Below are 24,219 nucleotides of genomic sequence, written 5' to 3'. Positions count from 1 at the left end.
TTTGCCGGCCCAAGGTTAGCGCTGTGAAAATAAAAATGCAAGAACTGCATGAACCCCAAATAGGACCAAAATTATACACAGTGAAATATGCATATGCTGTTGGATTGTTATTTAACTTTTATGAGCTTAAAATGGCGGCGGAAACGAGGGGCACCATTCCAAAACATTAAGAATTAAGAGGGAGAAAAACGATGTATGCTTATTTTGCTAAAGGCATGACCGTAGGCCATGTAGTAACCCGCATGGTATTAAGAGAAATTACAAGTATTCCGGGCATCATTCTTGATCTTATTTTAGCCATTTTCTGGGTTCCCGATTATACCTCATACTGGAATGAAAAGAGTGCATACATCGATTATGCTGATGGCACCCGTCATCATGGAGTAATGCGTGGAATATTTGGCTGGATAGGAGAGGCTTTAGGATTTGCAATTGGCGCCCCTATTGGTGCACTTATTGGTACTGCTTTATTTTTCCCTGATTTATTGTTTCGGGGCCTTATTTTTCTTAAAAATAAGATATACGGCTCACTGGATGATTTCGCTGCATTTATTGGCAAAACAACCTTTTTCGAGTCACTTAATGTCTATGAAGTACCCCAAAGTTATTCTCAAAAAGCCTGGAATTTAGGGACTGCTACTCTAGGTATAGCACTCACTACCATACCTTTTATCATTGCCAAAGCGCTTGAATTTTTCTTGCCTTTTTTATCCTTGTCTCGACCTATAGCGGTATTAGGCTGTGCAATCGGTGGCCTTTCTGGCTGGGCTGTTGGACTTACTCTCTCTCTACCTACTTATTTTCTAAGCAAATGCATTGATTTACTCGAACTAGGCCGCACGGCTGTACTCAACGGCGTTGCACTCGTTTATGCTAAGTCAGGACAAGTTCCTGTTTCACTTGAAAATCCCGACCATGAATGTTGTGTTCCTCCTACTGCAATTCACTCAGATGAATTTTACGAGCAAGTTGAATATTACAGCCACACCTCATGGAGGCAGCTCCTTTTGGGCCCGTTAAAAGGAGAAGCGCCATACCAGAAAGGAAGAGGGCCCGGACGCCCTGGGCAGGATCAGCTCATTGATGCGATTACTTTCGAGCCTTTAGGAGTTAATAAGACTCCCACGATCATTGATCGCCAAGGCCATACCTTTAACGATGATAATGTACCTGGAACAACAAAAGGTATTCGCTTTTGGATTCGACAAAATCACTCATGCCCCATTGATCGTCAACCTTTACAAGAAACCGATTTGGTTCGCAATCGCGCCTTTGATGATTTAATCGCCCAAATGAATCCCTCTCATCAATAATCTCAATACCGGGGCTTCTTTAATCCCCGGTAAAACGATGGAACGTTAAAGAACCATTAAATAATTTCTTTGTTACAATGAGCTCGTGACAGAATGCTAAACCTTGGATAATATGAGAAAATTTATAATTAGGGAAAATTTATGGCAGTTAACTTTCAACAATTACCGCATCCCGGCATACAATCTTTAATCCCCTATAAACCAGGTAAAGCAATAGAAGAATTAGCACGTGAAAAAGGGATTAGCGACAGTCACATTATTAAAATGGCCAGTAACGAAAATCCTTTGGGTTGCAGTCCTTTAGCCCAAGCTGCATTACAAAAAATGTCAGCCCACCTCCTGGCAACTTACCCCTCACCAATGAATCATCCGTTAATGACCAAATTGGCGAATAAACTTAATATCAATACCAACCAGCTTTTTGTGAGTAATGGTTCGGATTACATATATACTCTTCTCCTCAACTGCTTTGCACTACATCATGACAAACACATTATCACCCATGAATATGCGTTTAGCACTTATGCAATTCAGGCACAAACATTGAACATCCCTGTTTATTGCATTGCGGTAAATACTGATTGGACGGTTAATATAGATAACTTGATCCAAGCATGCAATTCAAGAACAGGAATCATTTTTCTTGCAAATCCGAATAATCCTACCGGCATATTAATCAATCCCAAAGAAGTAAAACGCTTGTTAGAAAATATTCCTGAAAGTACGCTGTTGGTGCTCGATGAAGCTTATTATGAATACGCTGCATCCCAATTCAATTGCAACAGTATCGAATGGTTAGCCCAACACCCTAATCTGGTGATTACGCGAACCTTTTCAAAAATATACGGATTAGCCGGCGTTCGTTTAGGTTATGCTATAGCCCATCCTTCAGTAATTGAGCTCATGCTTCGCATACAACTGCCATTTACAGTCAATCAGGTTGCATTGACCACCGCCCATGCGGCGCTAGATGATGAGCAGTTTCTTCAATTAAGCTTACAAACCAATGAAGAAGGAATGATGCAAATAAAACAGGGACTGAATCAATTGGATCTTAATTACCTACCCTCTGCATGCAATTTTTTGACCTTTGATTGTAAAGAAGACGGCATGTTGCTCTATAACTATCTATTAGATAGGGGTATTATATTGAGGCCTCTGCATCCGTATAAAATGAACAATTACCTGCGTGTAACTGTTGGAACCAAAGAGCAGAATAATCGATTTCTTGATACGTTGAGTAATTACTACAAGTAAGGATATAAAATGACCAGTGATTTAAGCAGCAAACATTGTGAATCATGTGAAGGCATTGGAGCTGCATTAAATGCAGAACAAATTAAAAATTTGATGCCACAGTTGAATAAAAATTGGGAAGTGAGTGCAGATAGTCGCATCATCAAACGTAGTTTATCTTTTAAAGATTTTTACGAAACAATGGCTTTTGTCAACGCGCTGGCCTGGATAGCGAATACCGAAAATCATCACCCTGATTTAGAAGTGGGTTATAATTATTGCCATGTTCGTTTTATGACCCATGCCCTTAACGGTCTGAGTCATAATGATTTCATTTGTGCAGCAAAAATGGATAAGCTTTTAGAGAATTAAAAGCCTGGGAGCTACTTACAATTTGCTGGATTGAGCCAAAATGGCCAAGATAGTAGAAATTGTGAGTAGACCCTAATACTGCATCACGACGTGCTCATCACCTAAAAGATTAGTCAAAAGGCCAAGTAACTCATCACTGGGAATTACCTGCCATTCTGGCGCCAAACTTAACTGTGCCCGAGCATACTCATTGCTGTATGAAAATTGAACCGTGCAACGTCCAACATGCGCTTTTAACAGTGCCTGAATGGAAGCTAAAATCCCCTGATGTTCAGGATGCAAACGCAATTCAAGACATCGAGCAAATTTGGTGCGTGCTGTTGGAATATCATAAAGATTATTTGCAGTCATTTTCACACCACCATTATAATCATCATGTGCTACCTCACCTTCAATAACTAACATATCTCCAGTTGCCAAGGTAGATCCAACCGATTCAAAAAGTTCTCCAAATACAACAACGTCAAGTCGAGCCGTAGAATCATCCATCCCAAGAATTACAAGTTTCTTACCACGTTTCGTTATAATTTTGCGAATTCCAACTATTTGCGCGCAAATAAGGGCTTTTTTATGCATGGATGGGTTTAATTGACTGATTGAAACGATAAAATCACCAAATTCACGTCGATATTGATCTGCGGGATGTCCCGTTAAATAAAAACCCAAAACTTCTCGTTCACCCTCAAGACGTTGCGCCTCAGACCAAGGTTTACAGGGAACATATTTTTGCTCATTGCTCTCGTCCTCCAATAAGGAAAACAAATCAAATTGGCCACTGGACTGATTTTGGTGTTCTTTTTCTGCTACCTTTAATGCTTTTTCCAAAGAAGCGGTCAACATAGCCCGTTCTACACCCCAATCATCAAAGGCTCCACTTTTAATCAGGGCTTCTAATACACGCCGGTTCACCTTACGCAGATCAAGGCGTTGGCAAAAACCAAATAAATCGGAATAAGTCCCACCCGCCTCGCGCTCCTCGGTGATGCAATCTATCGCAGACTCCCCCACTCCTTTTATAGCGCCAAGACCATAAATGATGGTGGTATCATCAGTGACCGTAAAAGGATACATGGAATGATTAATGGAGGGTGGTAAAATGTTTAATTTCATATGAGCACATTCATCAATAAAAGTGACTACTTTATCGGTGTTGTCCATATCTGAAGACATTACCGCAGCCATAAATGCTGCTGGATAATGTGCTTTAAGCCATGCTGTTTGATATGCAACCAGAGCATAAGCTGCGGAATGCGACTTATTAAATCCATAGCCTGCAAATTTTTCCATCAAATCAAAAATATGGGTTGCAACCTTTTCATCAACCCCTCTAGCAGTCGCTCCCTCGGTAAAAATCTCTCTCTGCTTCGCCATTTCTTCAGGCTTTTTCTTTCCCATAGCACGACGCAATAAATCTGCAGCACCCAGAGTATAATTCGCTAATACCTGCGCAATTTGCATGACTTGCTCTTGATACAGGATAACACCGTATGTTGGTTTTAAAATAGGTTCCAAGTCAGGATGAGGATAATCAACGGCCGCCCGTCCATGTTTACGATCGATAAAATCATCCACCATTCCAGATTGCAAAGGCCCAGGTCTGAATAAAGCCACTAACGCGATGATGTCTTCAAAACAATCCGGCTGCAGACGATTAATCAATTCTTTCATACCACGCGATTCCAACTGGAATACCGCAGTTGTTTTACACGCCTTTAATAAATCAAAAGTTGCCGCATCATCAGTAGGTATTTGACTGATATCAACAAGGGGCAATCCTTCAAGTGCCTGTTTTTTATTTACAGTCGCCAGTGCCCAGTCGATAATCGTCAGAGTTCTTAAACCCAAGAAGTCAAACTTGACTAAACCAGCTGCCTCAACATCATCTTTATCAAATTGACTAACAATTTGAGTGGATCCCTCTTCACAATAAATCGCAGTAAAATCGGTAAGTTGGGAAGGTGCAATAACAACTCCTCCAGCATGTTTTCCTGCATTACGCGTTATCCCCTCAAGCTTTAATGCCAAATCAATAAGCTCTTTAACTTCCTCTTCTTCTGTGTAACGACGTTTAAGTTCTTCTTCTTGCTCCAAAGCTTTGTTTAATGTGATGCCTATCTCAAAAGGAATTAATTTTGCTAATTTATCAACAAAGCCATACGGATGGCCTAAAACACGCCCTACATCACGTACGACCGCTTTTGCAGCCATAGTACCAAAAGTAATAATTTGTGAAACACTTTGTCTGCCGTACTTCTCTGCTACATAATCAATGACCCGATCACGACCCTCCATGCAAAAATCGATATCAAAGTCAGGCATGGATACCCGTTCAGGGTTCAGGAAACGCTCAAAAAGTAATTCATACTCTAAGGGATCCAAGTCGGTAATTTTTAATGCATAAGCAACCAGTGAGCCAGCTCCCGAACCGCGCCCAGGCCCGACAGGAACTCCATTCTTTTTTGCCCATTGAATGAAGTCAGCTACAATGAGGAAGTAGCCAGCAAATCCCATATTATTAATAACAGTCAGCTCAACTTGTAAACGTTTGTCGTATTCCTCTCGACATGCCTGCAGTTCTTGCGAAGATTTGTTTTTAAATATTTGCAGTAAGCGCTCTTCTAAACCTACTTGTGATAAATGGGATAAATAGTTCTCAACTGTAGATCCATCCGGTATAGGGAAATTAGGGAGATAATTGTTACCTAGATCCAGTTTTACGGTGCATCGTTTACTGATTTCGACCGTATTTTTTATTGCAGAAGGTAAATCAGAAAATAAGGCAATCATTTCATCCGCTGATCGTAAGTACTGTTGTGCACTATACTTTTGTACTCTTCTCGGATCGGCTAATGTATATCCCTCATGAATACAAACACGCGCTTCATGAGCCTCAAAATCATCTTGATCCAGAAAACACACATCATTCGTTGCTACCAAAGGCAATTGCAGTTCATCAGCTAAAGCAATTAATTGTTCATTATAGCGAATTTCGTCGGGTCGGCCTGTGCGTTGAATTTCCAAATAAAAACGATTGGGAAAAAGGTTCTGCCAATATAAAGCTCTACTTTTGGCTAAAGCAATATCATTCGCCAATAAGGCTTGACCTATATCCCCCAATCTTCCTCCGGATAAAGCAATAAGTCCTGCTGAGTACTGCTTGATCCACTGATTTTGAACTCTAGGTTGCCCTTGGTATTGACCCTCTTGATAGGCTTTGGAAATAAGGCAAGTTAAATTTTTATACCCTTCTGAATTAAGACATAAAAGAACCAGAGACGCGACGCGTTCTGGTTGCTCGGGATCATGACAAGGTAAATCACTGCCAATAATCGGTTTGATTCCTGCATCAACAGCACTTTTGTAGTGCTTGACTGCAGCAAATAAATTACAATAATCAGTTACTGCAACAGCGCACATTCCTCGAGACGGTAAAGCCTTCATCAGTGGCTTAACCCGTACCAATCCATCAACTAAAGAAAATTCTGTATGAACGCGTAAATGAACAAAACGTTGTTGCATAAGGAACTAAACTCATTAAGCTTAATTGATGAACTTTAACCTAAATCAGGATTTTTGCAAACCCAATATGAGCACTTCACCCCACAACTACACTCTCTTCTCCGTTTACAGGAAATGCTCCGTTTCTTCTTTATCTATATCAAATCTCGGATTGGTGAGGATCAAACGCATCCCTGACTGCATCAGCAAATAAGTTGATTGCTAATACCAACAAAAACATAAAAACAAAAGCAGCCAACATAGGCCACCAAATTACTGGATTACGTGCCAACTCCAGTCGTGCGCTGTTGATCATATTTCCCCAACTAATTGTCATGGGTGAAACGCCTACTCCCACATAAGAAAGCAATGCCTCAGCCATAACCAAAAAACTAAAATCCAAAACAAGGGTAATCACCACTATATGCATCACATTAGGCAATAAATGCTTTCGAATAATAGTGAACCAATTGGAACCCAAAGCACGTGCCGCCTGAACATAATCTACCTCCCGTAATTTGAGAGTCTCCGCACGTAATAGTCGGCATAAACTGGTCCAACTGGTTACTCCCAGAATAAAACAAAGTGCTAATAAACGCGCATCCGCACTTTGAGCTAAAGTGGTAAACTGCTCTGGATGGTTGGTGATATAAACTTGCAAGGATAAAACTGAAGCAGTAATCAATAAAACTCCAGGAATGGAACTTAAAGTAGTATAAGCATACTGAATCAGATCATCTGCCAACCCACCGAAATATCCCGCAACAACCCCTAAAAATAAAGCCAAAGGCAACATAAATAAAGTAGTTAACAGACCAATGACTAAACCAGTTCGTATGCTTTTAATAGTAAAATAAAAAATATCTTGTCCAATTTGGCCTGTACCCAATACATGGAATGTTCTTGAAAGTTCATAAGCCAGCACAATAAAAAATATAAGCAGACTCAAAGTCACTAAGGTACTTAGGTTTGTAGGACTTAGAGCAAAACAAGATTTTAATCGTCTGAAATACCGGATAGATATGGAAAAAATTCCTATAAAAAAAGCGGCGAATAGACACCATGTTAAAGCTTTCCAAATCGAACGCTTAATAACCTCGCCCTTTTCTGCCTCAGTTTTTATTCGTTTACTCGGATAAACAAGCACTGGATATATTTGTTTGACCACGCCATTCACTAAGGTCGTTTCACTGATAAACTGCCTTAAAGCCAAAGGAGCCGAATAAGTTTTTTCAGAGATTTCATCTATAGGAGCCAAGAGTCTATCCAACACCGTAGTTGATGTTTCTGCCTCTTTTTTTACTGCCGTCAAATGAATGGAGTCGAGTACGCCGATGGTAATAAAAAACAACAGGATGATGCCCGCGCTTACAGCAATTGGACGACGTAAAATTAAGGTAAAAGAGCGCCTGATATGTTGTTTACGTAAGCTCCATAAAATAACCAGCACACTTAAGGCTAATAAAGTGAGAAAACATTTATCAGTCCATAGAAATTCAAAAGTCATTTTTTCTTCTCATCTTATCTTATCACTCACACAAAATTAGCCTGGGTGCAGCGGGATTGCCATTAATTAAGGATGTCCCTTCTCGCCAAAGAGGGAGAAGGTGCCCTTTAGCGCGGATGAGGGTTAATTATAATTACCCTCGCCCCGGCCCCTCTCCCAGTAATTGAGTTAATGGCAATACCGCTTCGCTTCACCAGGTTTCTTTTAGGACAATTTCACCCTAGGATCGACCAACATGTAAGATAAATCCGTGAGTACTAAACCGACAATGTAAAGAATTGAACCCAAAAATACCATTGCCCTCACAATTGCAAAATCTTGTTGCTGAATGGCATCAATTGTATAACTTCCTAAGCCTGGCACACCGAAAAAAGACTCCAGGATTAAACTGCCCATAAATAGAGAAGGAATAATAACCACAATTCCAGTTAATATAGGAAGCATTGCATTTTTTAATACGTGTTTAAACATGACCTTTTGTTCCGACAATCCTTTGGCCCTGGCAGTTTTAACATAATCTTTATGCATTTCTTCCAAAAATAAAGTCCGATACCAACGTGCACCAGCTCCCAATCCGCTAAGCACAGCCACTGTAATGGGCAATATAACGAATTTCACCGCTTCCAAACCGCCGTCATAACCTGATATGGGGACTAGACGTAATAATTTACCGAAAATATATTGTCCCCCAATAATATAAAACAAACTGGAGATTGACATTAAAATAATACAAATCACCACACCGGATAAGTCAAGATAACTTGCACGAAAAAATGCCATTGCCATAGCCACAATGATGTTGCTCATTACTTCCAAAAGTAAAACAGGTAATGCAATAGAAAGACTAGGCCACATCCTATAGGTAATATCCTCGCTAATATCTCGTCCTGAATCAGAAATACCAAAATTAAAAGTAAAAAGTTTCATCGACTTTTGGAAAAATAAAGTTGATTTTATTTTCTGTATTCCATTTTTTTCTTCATTATAAAATAAAGGTAAATTATAGCCATGCGCCATTTTCCAATCATCAATCACTTGTTGTTCAACGTGTTTTTGTCCCAGATGCATGCGCGCAATGTCATCGGGTGTATTCACCATAAAAAACAAAATAAAGGTAAGAACATTGATCCCAAAAAGAATAGGAATTGAATAAATAATTCGTCGTAGCAAGTACTTCATCATGATATATAAGCCCTTTCTGCCGGTTTTTTTTCTTTCTTGTGATAAGCAATGATTAACGGAAGAATCAGCATGAGAATAAGCAAAAACAACAACCCTAAGGGCCAAAAAATTGGTTGGTTCCAGACATGCCTCAATTGATTTCGTTCAGGTACATTAATTGCTGTATATTTTAGTGTCGCAAAAGACATTGTGTTGGGTTTAACCCGTGAAACCCAAGACTGTGATAAAAGAAATTCTTCTGGATGTATTCCCCATATCCAGGGCGCATCATACCGAACAATATTAACCATGGTATCAATAATCTGTTGCCTTTGGGGATCATTTTCTCTATTTTTCATCAAATTAAAAAGACGATCAAATTCAGGATTTTGATAATTGGCAGTATTTTCACCACCAAACTTTACTTTGCCATTACCGCCATATAATTGAAATAAAAAATTTTCTGGATCTGGGTAATCTGCTACCCACCCCCAACTGAATATTTGCGTATCTCCCGTACGCATTTTTTCTTGAAAACGGTTATATAAAGTTGCCCGTACATTTAAATCTATTCCTATTTGAGCATATTGTTTGCGCATCCAATCAAATAAGGCTTTGTCTTCGGGACCTCCGGTTGTCGTCACATCATAATGCAAAATCAAATGATTCCCTGTGGCTGGATCAACTCCATCAGGATATCCTGCTTCAGACATAAGCTTTTTGGCATCACTGATTGGCCGTCGCACTGCTTCACCATCATTCCATTGATACACATAAGGATTGATTCCCTCTTTCCCTTCTCGATAACCAAAAATGCCAGGTGGGATTGGTCCTTGGGCGGCCACACCGCGTCCATTATAAAAAATGGCTATATTCTCATCATAATTTACCGCGATTGAAATGGCCTGTCTCAACTTGCGCGCACGTTCACTCGAGCCTCCGACAACACTATCAAGCATATTAAAACCCATATAATAGGTGCTCGGTTGAAAGGTTTGCGTCAGGTAGATTTGTTTTTTTTGCATCTCTGGCGTGAGTTCTGCTTTACCGTATTGATTGATATGAATGGCTTGATCAAAACTGTCGTTACCAATCGCAGAGCTATCATAATAGCCTTGCAAAAATTTGTTCCAACGAGGAATGGACTCTTTTTCCAAGGTATAAATTGCTTTTTCAATTAACGGTAACCGTTTTCCTGCATTATCCAAATACCCTAATTTCCTGTCTTCATCCGAACCGGTACTTGGATAATAATCCTCGCGAAAATTGGGATTTTTTTGCAGCACCATTCTGCGATTCGGATTATTTTTAACCAACATAAACGGCCCCGTTCCAACGGGATACCAACTCAAGGTAATATTTTTATCCGTCATTCCGGGTTGCGCGTAAAAAAGATCAACCTCCCATGGAACAGGCGCAAAAAAACTCATAGCCAACCAAAATAAAAATTGGGTATATTCCCCTTTCAAAGTAATCTCAAAGGAATAGTCATCTAGTTTTTTAACCCCTTTCAAAGGATATTCCCGTAAATCAATATATTGATTACTCCCAGGAAGTGTTTTGCCGTATTCTTTAAAACCTACAATATAGTCGCTCATTAACCCATAAATTGATGAACTGACAGCAGGATTTGCCAAACGTTTGATTTGATAAATGTAATCGTCAACAATCAATTCCCGGGTACCCGAATATTTAAAATCTGATAATTGATTTATGCCTTCATCCTCTAAATAATCAGGTGATAAATGATGATAAAGGTATGCGCCTTTCTTATCTTTCGCGAATGCCGGATGGGGCTGATAATAAATTCCTTTTTTAATGGTGAGGGTATAAACAGTATAGGCCGGAGGTTCCAGGCCCTTTTCAGGAACTGTATTTCCTTGAGCATCAAGATATCTGAGCTGAGGCATTTGGGCAGCAATCAATGGAGTTAATTGATATGGCCGTTGAAAATAATCATATCCCAACAAAGGTTCATAAATTTGAGCAATAAACAGATACTCGTTTAATGAATAAGAAAGTGCTGGATCCAGAGTTTTGGGTTGTTCCGAAAATGATGAATAATAAATATTTTGATTTGCTTGACCTTGAGGATAGGGATTATTTAATACCCAAGGCCAAGCATGAGCGAAGCTAATACTCTTAAAAAAAAGAATAATCAGAACGATTCGTTGTGTTCGATTCAAAAAAATATCCTTATTCAAAACCACCCTCTAGAGAAGCAAAACCATTCCCTCATTCGCGCTAACGGGCAGGGGCAAGAGTGAGGGTTATTGTCACTCACTCCCTGTTTTAACCAAAACCCAAGGTAAATTTCTAGCGGCCTATCAGTTCAAGAAACTGTGCCTCATCCAAAACTCGCACACCTAAATCATTTGCTTTATCCAATTTAGATCCTGCTTCACTTCCAGCAACCACATAATCTGTTTTTGCTGAGACACTGCCACTAACTTTAGCCCCTACAGCCAGCAATTTTGCTTTGGCTTCTTCGCGGCCCATTGTATTTAAAGTCCCAGTTAAAACGACTGTTTTTGCAAATAAAGGATGTTCCTTGTTCACTTTCTTTTTTTCAACTTTTGGCCAATGAATTCCCAAAGCAATTAATCGTTCAATGACTTTGCGATTATGCTCTTGTGCAAAAAAATGATCGACATTAAAAGCACCTACCGGTCCCATGTCCGGCAAGCTCATCAGCTCCTCCTCGCTTGCTTTGTAAATGGCCTCGATATCACCGAAATGCTCTGCCAACGTTCGGGCGCTGGACTCACCAATTTCTGGAATTCCAAGCGCATAAAGAAAACGACTAAATGTAGTATTTTTGCTTTGTTCCAAAGCATGCAATAAATTTTTTGCTGATTTTTCTCCCATACGGGGAAGATTTGCCAAAGTAGAAACATCCAGTGTATAAAGATCAGGTAAATGACGAACAAATCCTTCATCAACCAACTGTTCGATAAGCACAGATCCCAATCCCTCGATATACATCGCCTTACGTGAGGCAAAATGCCACATCATTCTTTTTAGTTGTGCTTTGCAAAATAAACCACCTACACAACGAGCTACCGCCTCGCCTTCCTCACGCACTACATCAGAACCACAAACTGGACATTTTTTAGGCAAATGAATTTCTTTAGTATTCGTGGGTCGTTGATCCAAAACAACCGAAACTACTTCCGGAATCACATCACCCGCACGTCGAATAATCACTTTATCGCCTATACGGATGTCTTTTCTGGCAATTTCATCCATATTATGCAACGTTGCATTACTTACAGTAACTCCTGCGACATTAACTGGTGCCAAGCGTGCCACCGGGGTTAAAGCCCCTGTTCTTCCTACCTGAAAATCAACTGCTAAAAGTTCTGTCATCTCTTCTGTAGCAGGAAATTTATGTGCGCAGGCAAAACGTGGTGCTCTTGAAATAAAACCAAGTTGCTGTTGTAAAGGAATGCTATCGACTTTATATACAACGCCATCGATCTCGAAAGGAAGTTGATCCCGTTTGGCTAACATATCATGGTAATAATCCAAACAGCCTTTCATGCCCTCTTCTCGCTTAATATCAGAAGACACTCTAAAACCAAATTGTTTAAGAAGTTGCAATTGCCCCCAATGACTATCTGGCAAAGAATACCCTTCACAAGCACCCACACCATAGCAATAAATGGCCAATGGTCTACTTGCAGTCACTGCAGGATTCAATTGTCGTAAGCTTCCTGCTGCAGCATTACGTGGATTGGCAAAAGTTTTTTCGCCCAAATTCTTTGCTTTTTTATTGTACTCTTCAAATCCCTCTTTTGGCATATATACTTCACCACGAATTTCGATAAAACGTGGTGGTTTGGTTACTCTTAAAACTAAGGGAATCGCAGGTATTGTTTTAATATTGGCAGTAATGTTTTCACCGGTGGTTCCGTCACCACGAGTTGCTGCAGAAATCAACAACCCATTCTCATAAGTCAGATTAACCGCAAGTCCATCCAGCTTAGGTTCACAAGTAAATACCAATTGTTGCACCGGTTCATCCAGTTTGTCGGTAACTCGTTTAATAAATGCTTTTAATTCGTCTTCAGTAAAGACGTTCGATAAGGATAACATCGGTTGTCTATGGGTTACTGGCATAAATGCATCTGCAGGAGTACCACTAACACGTTGGGTTGGTGAATCTGCCGTCAATAATTCAGGATACTTCGTTTCTAAATCCTGTAATGCGCGAAAACATCGATCGTATTCAGCATCAGGAACTATAGGTTCATCCAGAACATAATAATGATAATCATACTGCCTTATTTTTTCTTTTAGCCCAGCAATGGTTCCTTTTATTTCATCAATACTCATTCATTTCATCCGTATATTCTCAAACCAAAGGACTCATTGCATTTTAAAGATGCCTAGTAGCCCAGATGCAGCAGCGCCCCAGCCATGCCGAGCATCACGAAGGATGCTCCGGTGCTAAGTTATAAAGATCCCTCGCGATGCTCGATAACGAGATTTTTCGTGACGACGCCTTCACCTAAGCTACGATAACATATTCATCCCCTTTTAGAGGGAAGCAATTATCCTAAAACATTAGTTTATCATTAAAAAATATGCTATAGATACATGTCGATTCAACATGAACCGGGGCGTGATAAAAATGGATTTTAAACGTATCTTGATAACTGTGTTTTTGTTTTTATTCTCTTCATGGATTTATGCTCTCCCTCAGTCTAATAAAACCATCAATTTGGGCATTGCATTTGTGCATGGCACAAATGACCATCGAGAAGATGCGCATGGAGATTACTGGAAAACTGATTTCATCGAAAGTATCGCTCAAGCACTTCCTAATCCTAAAAATTACTATGTTGTCCACTGTGATTACAGTAAATACATGTGGGATGAAGATGCTGCAGGATGTACTGCGAATCAATTATTAGAGTTTGTAGATCATGAAAAAATCGATGCTTTAATTCTCTACACTCATTCCAATGGTGGAAATGTAATGCGTTGGATCCTATCGAATCCAACTTATGACAGTCGGTACCTGCGATTAAAAAACAAAATCAAAAAAATTGTCGCTCTAGCGCCTTCAAGTGGAGGAACCCCGCTGGCTGACATACTCCTCAATGGAGGTATTTTTGAGGCCAGTCTGAGCTGGTTATTAGGTTATACGGGAGATGCCGTCAAGCAACAGCGTGTTGGTGACATGAGCATCTACAATGAAGAGCTTTTGTTGGGCACTAAAAATCGACCTTCCCTACCCGTACCGTTTAATGCAGTTGTAGGAACTGACGTATCTGCTTCACCTTTTTCTTCAGCCAGTTATTGTAACGGTTATTTGCTCAACAGCGGTTTAAAGATTTCCAAGGTTTATTTAGATTCCTGTGCGGATGGTTTTTTAAATTGCAGTTCACAATCCGCTGCGGGTACTGTTTGGTTTTACGATAAGGAAGCAACAGAAGATGAGACTCCACTGAGTCATAATCAAAGCCGTCATTCATGTTTTGGCTTAGATACACTGCTAATTTCTGCCTTAGATTTAAAAGGAGTCGCGAAATGAGAACCACACTTACCTTATTGTCTTTATTTTGTTGCTCACAAATCAGCGCATTTACCCTACCACAAAATCCAATCAAATCTTATGATTGTGATATTTGCAGTAGTTTATCTCATGAACCACTGCAGGCTCGTTGGAATGTTTCCGCAAACTCTCTAAGTAAAGCTGAAAAGAATATTCAAAAAAGTTACAGTTACACGCAAAAAATAACGGCTACTCAATTAAAACATGGCATTACCCTTCCTATTCATGCGCCAGAAGCCGTGCTGCGTATTGTCCCTTTACAAAAAAACAAATCCGTTCCTGCATTAGAAATAAAAAGTGCCAACAGTAAATTCATGAGCTTAAAAGATGCTTCGTCTTTGTACAGCCAGGATGATGCAGTCGACGAATCACTTAAAATAGGTTCACATCAGACCTTGTTGCAACTCAAACCCGAATTAGGCACTGGTAATTTGATAATCAAAAGTAAGCACCTAGATCCTTCAAGTGATGCAGATCACTATTTAATTCATGTTTTTGAAAAATACTCCTTAATCTATTTGCATATCGAACCTTCCGCTTTGCAATATCAATATGGAGATCAATTTAATGCACTCATTACCCTAAAAGATAATATTACGTCCTATCCAGTGGATGATATCAACGCCTCATTGATAGGTCCTGATAACCAGCGCATTCCTCTCGAAATTAAAGAGGTAAAGCGTAATCAATTTAAGACCAGTACCCTTTTGTCCTCTGATGAGAACTCACATGGAGGAAATTGGTACATAGAAGTTGAGGTATCGAGCGAACTTGATGACAATACCCCTACTTATCGCAGTGGACGTGCCGCTTTTTCCTATTCAGTCCCTTCTGCCAGCCTTGTGAACATCAAAAAAGTATCTTCGAAACCATTGACCTTGGCAGCCACAGTAGATGTAGCTACAGCAAGTCGGTATGCCTTACAAGGTATTTTATATAAGAAAAACTCTAAAGGTGAGGATATTCCTGTCGAAACAGCCCAAAGTGCACAATGGCTTGTTCCAGGAAAGCAAACAATTAAATTTAGTTTTGACAATTTGGCTCATTTAGCAGAGGATCAGCTCTCAGTAGGTTACTTGCGTCTTATTGATTACGGGCAATTAAAAACGGTTTATCAATATGATCCGCCGATTAAACTCAGTCAACTTTTGGACTAATGAATGCAATTTTTATCTTCAATCACTTTAATTGAGGGCTTGGCGTGTGCTTTAGCCCTCCAATTTCTATTTTTAATTTGGTTTTTGATACAACAAAGCCAGCAAAAAAAACGGAATGAGCAGTTACACGAAAAGACTCTTGAAGCATTTACTACCCAATTGCACCAACTCCATTTGAATGTAAATGAAAAAATAGCTCAAGGACAATTAATAACGCAACAAATCATCCATGATACCATCCCCAAACAAATGACTGACGTTCGCGAACAAATCAACCATAGTTTTAAACAACATGCCAGTGCTCTCACATCTCATTTACAGTTGCTAACTGAAGAGATTCGCAATCATCTGCATGGGTTAACGCAACAAGTGAATCATAAATTAACCGAGGGTTTTGAAAAAACTTCCGCAACATTTATCGATGTGGTAAAACGCTTAACCATCATTGATGAGGCTCAAAAGAAAATCACTGAATTATCGAATCATGTAGTTAGCCTGCAAGATGTGTTGGTTGATAAAAAAGCACGTGGCGCCTTTGGTGAGGTACAGCTCGAAACCTTAATTAGTAATATGATTCCCCCAAATCATTTTGCAATGCAATATACACTAGACAATCAAAAACGCGCTGATTGCATATTATTCTTGCCTGAGCCTACGGGCAATGTAGTGATTGATGCCAAGTTTCCGCTAGAAACCTACCAGCGGCTTATCAATGTGGATGCCGCTTCAAGTGAAAAAAAATCACTGCAACAACAATTTCGTCAAGACATTCAAAAACATATTAAAGACATTGCTGAAAAATACATCGTTCCTGGCGAAACAACTGATGGCGCCATGATGTTTATTCCTGCGGAATCCATCTTTGCAGAAATTCATGCCAATTATCCAGATTTGATTTCGCTGTCCCAAAGATTAAAAGTATGGCTTGTTTCCCCTAGTACATTAATGGCGGTGCTGACTACTGCTAAGGCAGTGCTTAAAGACGATGCCACACGCAAACAAGTTCATATCATTCAAAAACACTTACAGGCTCTGGCCGATGATTTTCAACGTTTTGAAAAAAGAATGGACAACCTTTCCAGACACATTGACCAGGCCCATAAAGACGTCAGTGAGGTAAATACTTCCGCTAAAAAAATTACTTCACGCTTCCAAAAAATTGAATCGGTAGATATAGAGTTAGATGAGTTAGGACTTATTGAAACCGATGAGACCTAATGAATGATTTATCCTGGACAATTTGTAGCCTGGGTGAAGCACAGCGCGACCTCCGTCATAGGATAGCGTGACATCTTTCGTTGCAGTACAGTGTTATGCTCAGAGCTCCCGCGCTACACTCGGATGGCGACACGTTCAAAGAGAAAAATTGAATGACAACCCCATTTAATCAAACTACCTACATCAATCAAACGTTCACACAATTAAGCATTGAAAAAGAACGAATTGAACGCCTTGACTTTGAAAATTGCCAATTTAAACAATGCAAATTTATCGACATTATTTTCAGCCATACAAAATTCACTGAATGTGAATTTGAGTCCTGCGATCTTTCTTTAGCAAAATTCCCAGGCTGCAAATTTTCTGAGGTCGCCTTTAAAAATTCAAAACTTATTGGAATCAACTGGACTGAATTATGTTGGCCTTTGGTCAAGCTGACAAGTCCCCTCTATTTTTATAAAAGCAACTTAAGCCACTCCAGTTTTTATGGATTAGAACTCTCAAATTTAATTATTGAAGAATGTAAAGCCCATGACATTGATTTTAGAGAGGCCAATCTAAGTTATGCAAGTTTTGTGAACACCGACTTGCTGAACAGTCTGTTTCTTCATACCAATCTAAGCGCTGCAGATTTCACGAATGCCATCAACTACACAATTGACCCGAGTGAAAATAAAATCAAAAAAGCACGTTTTTCTTTTCCTGACGTCGTCGCTTTGTTACATCATTTTGATATAGAAATTAATGACTGGACCGAGAATGACTGATGTGTCACTGAGTAGCACCACAACAAACAATTCATTAAAATAATCCTGGTCAAAAGAAAACCGAATAGAATCTCTAATAAACTCCTGAACCAGAATAATATAGAGATCATTTTAAGTTCTCTAAAAGTGCCCCCAAATTATTTTTAAAGAGTATTAAAAACCAGGTCTTCTGCTAAAAAGTCTTCGAAAGCAGATGTCCAAGACGCCTTTGAAAAGGTGAACTACTCGATGTTCACATCAAATATAAATGGAAATAGCCTTGATCAAAAAACCAATATATTTTGCTCCTCTGCTCCCTCAGCCAAAAAAAATAACTTATAATTATCATAAGAAGTTTATAAAGCACCCTGTATGCCCAAGAATTATTTTTCAAGCAAAGACGGAACAGTAACAACACGACTGGATGAGGCATGGTCTGATTATCGAAACAGTTCGTTAAGCAAGGAAGATCGACTTAACGCTCTTGATTTTATGATTTATGTTTTTGATATTAATAAACTTTCCAATAAAAAAAATGTACTTAATGAGCTTTTAGATAATCTAATGCGGGAGAGGGAAAAGAGAAAAAAAGAAAATCCCGACTACATCCCCGTCCTATCTAGAGGAAAATATAAATTAGAACCTAATAGAGTACTCAAACCCACGTCTGAGCCCCAAAAGTCTTCAGAAGCAGATATTCAAAATGCTTTTACCAGGGGTGAACTACTCGATGTTAATGAGAGAGACAAAAGGTTTGATAAATTACGTACCACTTTTTTGACCCCACAACAACGAGCAGAATTCAATATTGAAATCAATAATGGTCTATTTCATAAAGAAGGTAAAATTTTTGATTCCTCTCATTCAATAGCCCACCAAAAGCCCGGGTTTATTGCATTCACTTTAAATACAAATTATGAGCTTTCTGTCTTTGAGCATAAATCTGGGCTATTGGATGAGCAAGGTAGAATATTACTGCACTCTTCGATGAACGCAGGAGCTCCTGTATTAGCTGCGGGTGAAATGGAGATAAAAAATGGCAAATTAATCAGCATTAATACCTATAGTGGACATTACCGACCCTCTTTATATTCTGTGGCACGATTTTTAGAATATTTAAGCAATCGCGACGTAGATATTACGGAAACAAAAGTATATCTAGAAAATGAACCCAGTAAAGGATCTGGCCTCAAATACCAAAAAGGTCAATATGGTTATGAAATATCCGCAACCGATATTGTACATAGTGTGAAAAAGATTATGACCAGTAACCTAGAATATATTGATGAATATCTTCAAAGCAACCGAACAAAATTATTTAATTTTTTTGGCATTAAATTGACTCAAGCTAAATCTGCGATTGCACAAGAATTTCATGACGAACTTGTGTACACACTGGATACATTTAAGGATTCCATTTCATTGTCAGATATAAAAATATCTATTGAGTGCCTCGATTCAATAATAACGAGATATTCAGAAAAACTTGAGCAATTAAATGGAAATCCCGGACGCTTGGATAATAAATTTTCTGTTCTGAAAATATTAGTTCAAGAGCAGCGAGAAAAGTATGAGCGTTTGGATGATAAAGAGGAAGAACAACGCATTGAACGTTTTAAATCTCAATATTAAGAATTAGTAAAAATTGGATATCTCTTATTTACTAAAAGTCACTTTAAAGACTAAATCCTCATCCCGGTTTCTTGCACTGTATCTACAGATAAAATTCCATTATCTCCGGAGTGTACTTTGCCAGTTTTAATGGGGTTGAAAGCCGCATTCGTAAACAGGTAACATCTTTAGTTCGTGTTTGATTTAATACCGTTAAAGCATGTGCATCATGTTTGGCACTTATGCCTGCATTAGACAAACCGATATGATGCTGTAAGCCAGTTCCAACAGTCATAATTCTACTATGTGTTGAACGTAACATGGCAAAATCACGACCAATAGGTGCCTCCCCCTCTGTGGGCCACCAGGATTCAGTAACGCGTTTTCTCCAATTATAAAATTCCAAGTCTCGCGGCAATTCCTCTTCATGAAACTTTGGACAAGGGTAAAATGCGCGATCCGTTCGGCAATACTCTTGGGCTACATGAGCCGGAATCCGCAGTTGCTCCTTACCAACTCTATTTATCCAATGCTCTGCACGTTGTTGCCAATTCCAGAGCCGAAATCCCGCACTGAATTGATGAATCGCATTGATGAGCGGTTGAAAATCAAAATGTTGTTCCCCTTTTATTTCAATATCGCCCAGGGTGTAATTAATGCCTCTTTGCATCACTTCATCATACTGTTCTAATAATCGTAGACGTAGTGCTTCAGCAATTTTATATCCTCCTTTGATATAAGCTGCATTTTGCAGACAATCTAACATCAGATTCAACATGTGAATATCCATAGCCCATAGCGCATATTGAAATGCTGAAATATGAAAGAATTCACGCCCAGAATTATCTTTTACGTAAGCAGGTCTCGCGAGATAATGAATATGAGAAAATGGACTCAGTTCGCAGAGCTTTTTAACCCTCTCTTCACATCCCTGAACTGTATGCAGTAATAATTTTTCTGTGATACGAATTGGATTAGTTAATGAATAAAAGAGTTTGGATACTGAAGCGATTGAAGAAACCATGGGTTCGGTTTGTTTTCTTCGGGCAAAGAATAAAATTGTATTCGTTAGTTCAGGAATACCCCAAAGAATGTGCTGTTCATTTTGAGGGGTTTTATCAATTGGAGCAGTTAAAGGAACTTTTTTTATCTTCCTTTTCTTTTTTATGGGAGGATGGTCAAAAACCATTTCAGTGCTCCTTTACAATTAAAAGTCGTCAATACATACTTCATACATAGTAACTGCCCTCCTAACGACGTCAACTTCAAGATCTTCTTTTTATCCGCAATTTTAAGATGAACCAAGTCAATACATCAGGTATAATAGCAAGTTTTTAAATCCGACTGTCTAAGCTATGCCCATAAATACCTTACTTTATAAATCGACACAGGCTAAACAAGTATGGGGTCAGCTCCATGGAAGCAGCTTAGCACTAGCACTTGCTGAATATTGTCAACAAACTCCTGGAATTAAGTTATTGATTGCCCAAGATAATCTCAGTGCAAATCAATTGCAAGCGGAGTTGAATTTCTTTCTCAATCCAAACAGTCCTCAAGAACTGTTATTTTTTCCAGATTGGGAAACGCTCCCTTATGACCAATTTTCACCCCACCAGGACATTATTTCGGAGCGGTTGTATACCTTAAGCCGTATTCAACAAGTGACTGATGCAATTGTCATCACTTCAGCAAGCACATTAATGCACAGATTATGTCCACCCGAATTTTTAAATCAATATGCTTTAATGCTAAAAGAAGGACAAAAACTGGACTTAACCGCTTTTCGTAATCAATTACAACAAGCCGGTTATCATTGTGTGAATAAAGTACTTGAGCACGGAGAGTTTGCCCTACGCGGATCCATTATTGATGTTTATCCAATGGGTTCCGGCTTACCCTTTCGTATTGAACTTTTTGACGATGAAATAGAAAGTCTACGAGAATTCGACACAGAAACACAGCGTACAATAGAAAAAATAAAAGAAATCAATGTATTACCTGCACGCGAGTTTCCTTTAAATGAACAAAGCCAGCTCCTGTTTCGACGGGCATTTAGAGAACTATTTCCAGGTAATCCAAGTCAATGCCCTATTTATGAAGCGATCACTGAGGGACAATTCCCTTCAGGAATTGAATATTACCTCCCCTTATTTTTTGAAAAAACGGTTACTTTTTTCGACTATCTACCAGAAAATGCCAAGATTTGTTTGATTGAAACAATTCAAAATAATGCAGAACAATTTTGGCAAGAGTTGAATGAACGCTATGAGCAAAGACGATATGACGTCAGTAGACCTATTTTATCGCCCCCTGCTTGCTTTATTAATCCAACTGAATTACTAACTAAAGCCAATACCTACGAACAATTGCGTCTGTTCCAAAATCCTTCGGATAAAAAAGGGGCTGTGGTTAATTTTGATATTATTCCGGGCCCACAATTACCCATAGATAGGAAAACACAAGAACCTTTAAACCAACTTCGTACCTATTGTGCAGACACGACACGTCGTTATTTGATTGTAGTCGAGAGTGCGGGACGGCGTGAAGTGTTACTGGATTTGCTTAAACCAAGCAATATTAGTCCTAAAGTACAATCTTCTTGGCACGATTTCATTAACGATAATGCTCCGATCAACATCACTACCGGCGACCTCATTTATGGATGTGAATTAAAGCAAAGTCATATCGTTATTATTGTTGAATCCCAATTGTTTGGGGAGCAAAGTACACCTCAAAGGCGCAGTGCACAAAAAGCTGTTGATCCTGACTTAATTATCCGTGATATGGCTGAACTACGTGTTGGTGCGCCTGTTGTTCATCTTCAATTTGGTGTAGGACGTTATCAAGGATTACAGCATATAGAATCCAATGGGATTGCGAGTGAATTTTTAGTCCTTACCTATGCAGGCGAAGACAAGATTTATGTTCCGGTGACCTCACTTCACTTGATTAGCCGATATACTGGGGTTGATAGTGAACATGCTCCCTTGCATAGACTGGGTTCGGATCAATGGCAAAAGGAACGAAAAAAAGCCGCTGAAAAAATTCATGATGTGGCCATCGAGTTACTTGATCTCTACGCCAAAAGAGAAGCCCAACCTGGACACCAATATCAAATCGATCATAATGAATACGTTAAATTTGCCAGTGCTTTTCCGTTTACAGAAACACCGGATCAATTACAGGCAATCGAGCAAATCATAAAAGATATGGAATCCCCGAGACCTATGGATCGTTTAATTTGTGGCGATGTAGGTTTTGGTAAAACTGAAGTAGCCATGCGCGCCGCTTTTGTTGCAGTGCAAAACAATAAACAAGTCTGTATTCTTGTCCCAACTACTTTGCTGGCAGGACAACACTTTGAATCCTTCCGAGATCGATTTGCGGACTTCCCCATTAATATTGAGTTACTTTCACGGTTTCGCTCAACTAAAGAAACTGAGGCAGTGCTTGCCTCATTAAAATCGGGAACGGTTGACATAGTCATAGGGACTCATAAATTATTCCAAAGCAAGATTGCTTTTAAAAATCTTGGATTGCTTATTATTGATGAAGAACATCGTTTTGGGGTCAAACAAAAAGAGCACATCAAATCACTACGTACCCATGTAGATATTCTATCCATGACTGCGACCCCTATTCCTAGAACATTAAATATGGCAATGGCAGGAATAAGGGACATTTCTCTAATGACCACACCTCCAGCCAAACGTCTGGCAATTAAAACTTTTTGGCAAGAAAAAAAGGACGCTATCGTCCGTGAGGCGATCCTAAGAGAAATTCTTAGAGGGGGTCAGGTTTTTTTCCTCCATAATAATGTAGAAACTATTGAGCGAGTATGCCAGGATTTACAAACTCTGGTTCCCGAAGCAAAAATACGCTCAGCTCATGGACAAATGCGTGAACGTGAGTTAGAACGAGTCATGTCGGATTTCTATCATCATCGTTTTAATGTATTGGTCTGTACCACCATCATTGAAACCGGTATCGACATTCCCACTGCCAATACAATTATTATTGATCGCGCAGATAAATTTGGTTTAGCTCAATTGCATCAATTACGTGGACGTGTAGGTCGTTCGCACCATCAAGCCTATGCATACCTACTTACTCCGAATGAAAAATTATTGACCTCTGATGCCGTCAAACGTCTAGAAGCCATTGTATCCTTGGAAGATTTGGGTGCAGGCTTCACTTTAGCAACCCATGATCTCGAAATTCGTGGGGCAGGTGAACTTTTAGGTGAAGAGCAAAGTGGCAACATGCAAGCAATTGGATTTAATTTATTTATGGAAATGCTCGATAGAGCAGTTAATGATTTAAAAGCTGGAAAAACACCTGAGTTATCCGCTCCGATGCATCAAGGACCCGAGATCGATTTGCGAATCAGTGCGATTATTCCTGATGATTACATTCCAGATATCCACAATCGACTGATTATGTATAAACGAATTGCCAATGCAAAGACCAAAGAGCAGTTGCATGACTTACACGTTGAATTGATTGACAGATTCGGTTTATTACCTCAACAAGTCAAGCATTTACTATTAATTACGGACTTAAAATTAAAAGCCGAAAAAATGGGAATTCAAAAAATCAGTGCCGGCTCACAACAGGGAAAACTGGAGTTTTCTGAAAATCCCTCCATTGATCCTGGCGTTTTGATTCATTTGATTCAAGTTCATGCGAAAAGGTATCAAATGGATGGTCCTCAACGCTTACGATTTAACCTAGACAGTACTGACTCGGAAGCACGAATTTTTGAGATTAGTTCTCTACTTAATAAATTATCAGGTCAGGACGCCAAATAACCTAAGCCTTGTCTGCACGATGAGCC

General features: G+C 39.3%; 15 protein-coding genes. 9 read left to right on the top strand and 6 right to left on the bottom strand.

Features of this window, described 5'->3' with window-relative positions; translation table 11 throughout:
- The first annotated feature begins 191 nt into the window (after positions 1 to 191).
- The 3 genes from ACF8MK_RS12020 to ACF8MK_RS12010 all read left to right on the top strand — a co-directional run bounded on the left by ACF8MK_RS12020 (position 192) and on the right by ACF8MK_RS12010 (position 2,921).
- Positions 192 to 1,313 carry a hypothetical protein gene (locus tag ACF8MK_RS12020; protein WP_392536859.1) on the top strand — a complete coding sequence of 374 codons (1,122 nt, stop codon included), beginning with the start codon at positions 192 to 194 and terminating at the stop codon, positions 1,311 to 1,313.
- Positions 1,314 to 1,454: 141 nt separating this feature from the next.
- On the top strand, positions 1,455 to 2,570 hold the full coding sequence (gene hisC / locus ACF8MK_RS12015; RefSeq protein WP_392536858.1) for a histidinol-phosphate transaminase: 1,116 nt from the start codon (positions 1,455 to 1,457) through the stop codon (positions 2,568 to 2,570).
- A 9-nt stretch (positions 2,571 to 2,579) separates the two neighbouring features.
- Positions 2,580 to 2,921 (top strand): 4a-hydroxytetrahydrobiopterin dehydratase, encoded by a 342-nt coding sequence (locus ACF8MK_RS12010; RefSeq protein ID WP_265704667.1) that lies wholly within the window; start codon positions 2,580 to 2,582, stop codon positions 2,919 to 2,921.
- Positions 2,922 to 2,993: 72 nt separating this feature from the next.
- Here ACF8MK_RS12010 and dnaE read toward each other — a convergent pair whose 3' ends face one another.
- From dnaE to ligA, 5 genes are all read right to left on the bottom strand, one after another.
- Positions 2,994 to 6,440 carry a DNA polymerase III subunit alpha gene (gene dnaE / locus ACF8MK_RS12005; RefSeq protein ID WP_392536857.1) on the bottom strand — a complete coding sequence of 1,149 codons (3,447 nt, stop codon included), beginning with the start codon at positions 6,438 to 6,440 and terminating at the stop codon, positions 2,994 to 2,996.
- A gap of 139 nt (positions 6,441 to 6,579) precedes the next feature.
- Positions 6,580 to 7,926: an ABC transporter permease gene (locus ACF8MK_RS12000; RefSeq protein WP_392536856.1), complete on the bottom strand. Its 1,347-nt coding sequence runs from the start codon at positions 7,924 to 7,926 to the stop codon at positions 6,580 to 6,582.
- A 204-nt stretch (positions 7,927 to 8,130) separates the two neighbouring features.
- Complete coding sequence (locus ACF8MK_RS11995; RefSeq protein WP_265704664.1) at positions 8,131 to 9,108, bottom strand: ABC transporter permease; 978 nt, start codon at positions 9,106 to 9,108, stop codon at positions 8,131 to 8,133.
- Positions 9,105 to 11,255, bottom strand: coding sequence for an ABC transporter substrate-binding protein (locus ACF8MK_RS11990; protein ID WP_392538958.1), 2,151 nt, complete (start codon positions 11,253 to 11,255; stop codon positions 9,105 to 9,107). Before ACF8MK_RS11990 ends, ACF8MK_RS11995 begins: the two co-directional genes overlap by 4 nt.
- A 148-nt stretch (positions 11,256 to 11,403) precedes the next feature.
- A complete protein-coding gene (gene ligA / locus ACF8MK_RS11985; RefSeq protein ID WP_392536855.1) occupies positions 11,404 to 13,425 on the bottom strand; it encodes an NAD-dependent DNA ligase LigA in 2,022 nt (673 codons plus the stop codon).
- 298 nt (positions 13,426 to 13,723) lie between these two features.
- Here ligA and ACF8MK_RS11980 point away from each other — a divergent pair, with 298 nt between their 5' ends.
- The 5 genes from ACF8MK_RS11980 (at position 13,724) to ACF8MK_RS11960 (ending at position 19,403) form a co-directional block, all read left to right on the top strand.
- Positions 13,724 to 14,629, top strand: coding sequence for a hypothetical protein (locus tag ACF8MK_RS11980; RefSeq protein WP_392536854.1), 906 nt, complete (start codon positions 13,724 to 13,726; stop codon positions 14,627 to 14,629).
- Positions 14,626 to 15,807: a DUF4785 domain-containing protein gene (locus tag ACF8MK_RS11975; RefSeq protein ID WP_392536853.1), complete on the top strand. Its 1,182-nt coding sequence runs from the start codon at positions 14,626 to 14,628 to the stop codon at positions 15,805 to 15,807. The genes ACF8MK_RS11980 and ACF8MK_RS11975 overlap by 4 nt, the downstream gene beginning before the upstream one ends.
- 3 nt (positions 15,808 to 15,810) lie before the next feature.
- A complete protein-coding gene (locus ACF8MK_RS11970; RefSeq protein WP_392536852.1) occupies positions 15,811 to 17,025 on the top strand; it encodes a DNA recombination protein RmuC in 1,215 nt (404 codons plus the stop codon).
- 152 nt (positions 17,026 to 17,177) lie between these two features.
- Positions 17,178 to 17,792: a pentapeptide repeat-containing protein gene (locus ACF8MK_RS11965; protein ID WP_392536851.1), complete on the top strand. Its 615-nt coding sequence runs from the start codon at positions 17,178 to 17,180 to the stop codon at positions 17,790 to 17,792.
- A gap of 351 nt (positions 17,793 to 18,143) precedes the next feature.
- Positions 18,144 to 19,403 carry a hypothetical protein gene (locus ACF8MK_RS11960; protein WP_392536850.1) on the top strand — a complete coding sequence of 420 codons (1,260 nt, stop codon included), beginning with the start codon at positions 18,144 to 18,146 and terminating at the stop codon, positions 19,401 to 19,403.
- Positions 19,404 to 19,485: 82 nt separating this feature from the next.
- Here ACF8MK_RS11960 and ACF8MK_RS11955 read toward each other — a convergent pair whose 3' ends face one another.
- Positions 19,486 to 20,571, bottom strand: a complete 1,086-nt coding sequence (locus tag ACF8MK_RS11955; RefSeq protein WP_392536849.1) for a hypothetical protein — start codon at positions 20,569 to 20,571, stop codon at positions 19,486 to 19,488.
- 166 nt (positions 20,572 to 20,737) lie between these two features.
- On the opposite strand from ACF8MK_RS11955, the gene mfd reads away from it, so the two are divergent.
- Positions 20,738 to 24,193, top strand: a complete 3,456-nt coding sequence (mfd, locus tag ACF8MK_RS11950) for a transcription-repair coupling factor (protein ID WP_392536848.1) — start codon at positions 20,738 to 20,740, stop codon at positions 24,191 to 24,193.
- Positions 24,194 to 24,219: the final 26 nt, after the last annotated feature.

This window comes from Legionella sp. 227, assembly GCF_043161935.1.
In the GTDB taxonomy this organism is placed as follows: Bacteria; Pseudomonadota; Gammaproteobacteria; order Legionellales; family Legionellaceae; genus Legionella; species Legionella sheltonii.
Note: the sequence above shows the minus strand (reverse complement) of the source record. Positions and strands in the feature narration are given on the sequence as shown.

Excerpts from the sequence above, each read along its gene's own strand:
- dnaE (WP_392536857.1), bottom strand. The coding sequence starts at position 6,440 with ATGCAACAACGTTTTGTTCATTTACGCGTTCATACAGAATTTTCTTTA.
- ACF8MK_RS11965 (WP_392536851.1), top strand. The coding sequence starts at position 17,178 with ATGACAACCCCATTTAATCAAACTACCTACATCAATCAAACGTTCACA.
- ACF8MK_RS11970 (WP_392536852.1), top strand. The coding sequence starts at position 15,811 with ATGCAATTTTTATCTTCAATCACTTTAATTGAGGGCTTGGCGTGTGCT.
- ACF8MK_RS11960 (WP_392536850.1), top strand. The coding sequence starts at position 18,144 with ATGCCCAAGAATTATTTTTCAAGCAAAGACGGAACAGTAACAACACGA.
- ACF8MK_RS11980 (WP_392536854.1), top strand. The coding sequence starts at position 13,724 with ATGGATTTTAAACGTATCTTGATAACTGTGTTTTTGTTTTTATTCTCT.
- ligA (WP_392536855.1), bottom strand. The coding sequence starts at position 13,425 with ATGAGTATTGATGAAATAAAAGGAACCATTGCTGGGCTAAAAGAAAAA.
- ACF8MK_RS11955 (WP_392536849.1), bottom strand. The coding sequence starts at position 20,571 with ATGGTTTTTGACCATCCTCCCATAAAAAAGAAAAGGAAGATAAAAAAA.
- mfd (WP_392536848.1), top strand. The coding sequence starts at position 20,738 with ATGCCCATAAATACCTTACTTTATAAATCGACACAGGCTAAACAAGTA.
- ACF8MK_RS12020 (WP_392536859.1), top strand. The coding sequence starts at position 192 with ATGTATGCTTATTTTGCTAAAGGCATGACCGTAGGCCATGTAGTAACC.
- ACF8MK_RS12000 (WP_392536856.1), bottom strand. The coding sequence starts at position 7,926 with ATGACTTTTGAATTTCTATGGACTGATAAATGTTTTCTCACTTTATTA.
- ACF8MK_RS11995 (WP_265704664.1), bottom strand. The coding sequence starts at position 9,108 with ATGATGAAGTACTTGCTACGACGAATTATTTATTCAATTCCTATTCTT.
- ACF8MK_RS12010 (WP_265704667.1), top strand. The coding sequence starts at position 2,580 with ATGACCAGTGATTTAAGCAGCAAACATTGTGAATCATGTGAAGGCATT.
- ACF8MK_RS11975 (WP_392536853.1), top strand. The coding sequence starts at position 14,626 with ATGAGAACCACACTTACCTTATTGTCTTTATTTTGTTGCTCACAAATC.
- hisC (WP_392536858.1), top strand. The coding sequence starts at position 1,455 with ATGGCAGTTAACTTTCAACAATTACCGCATCCCGGCATACAATCTTTA.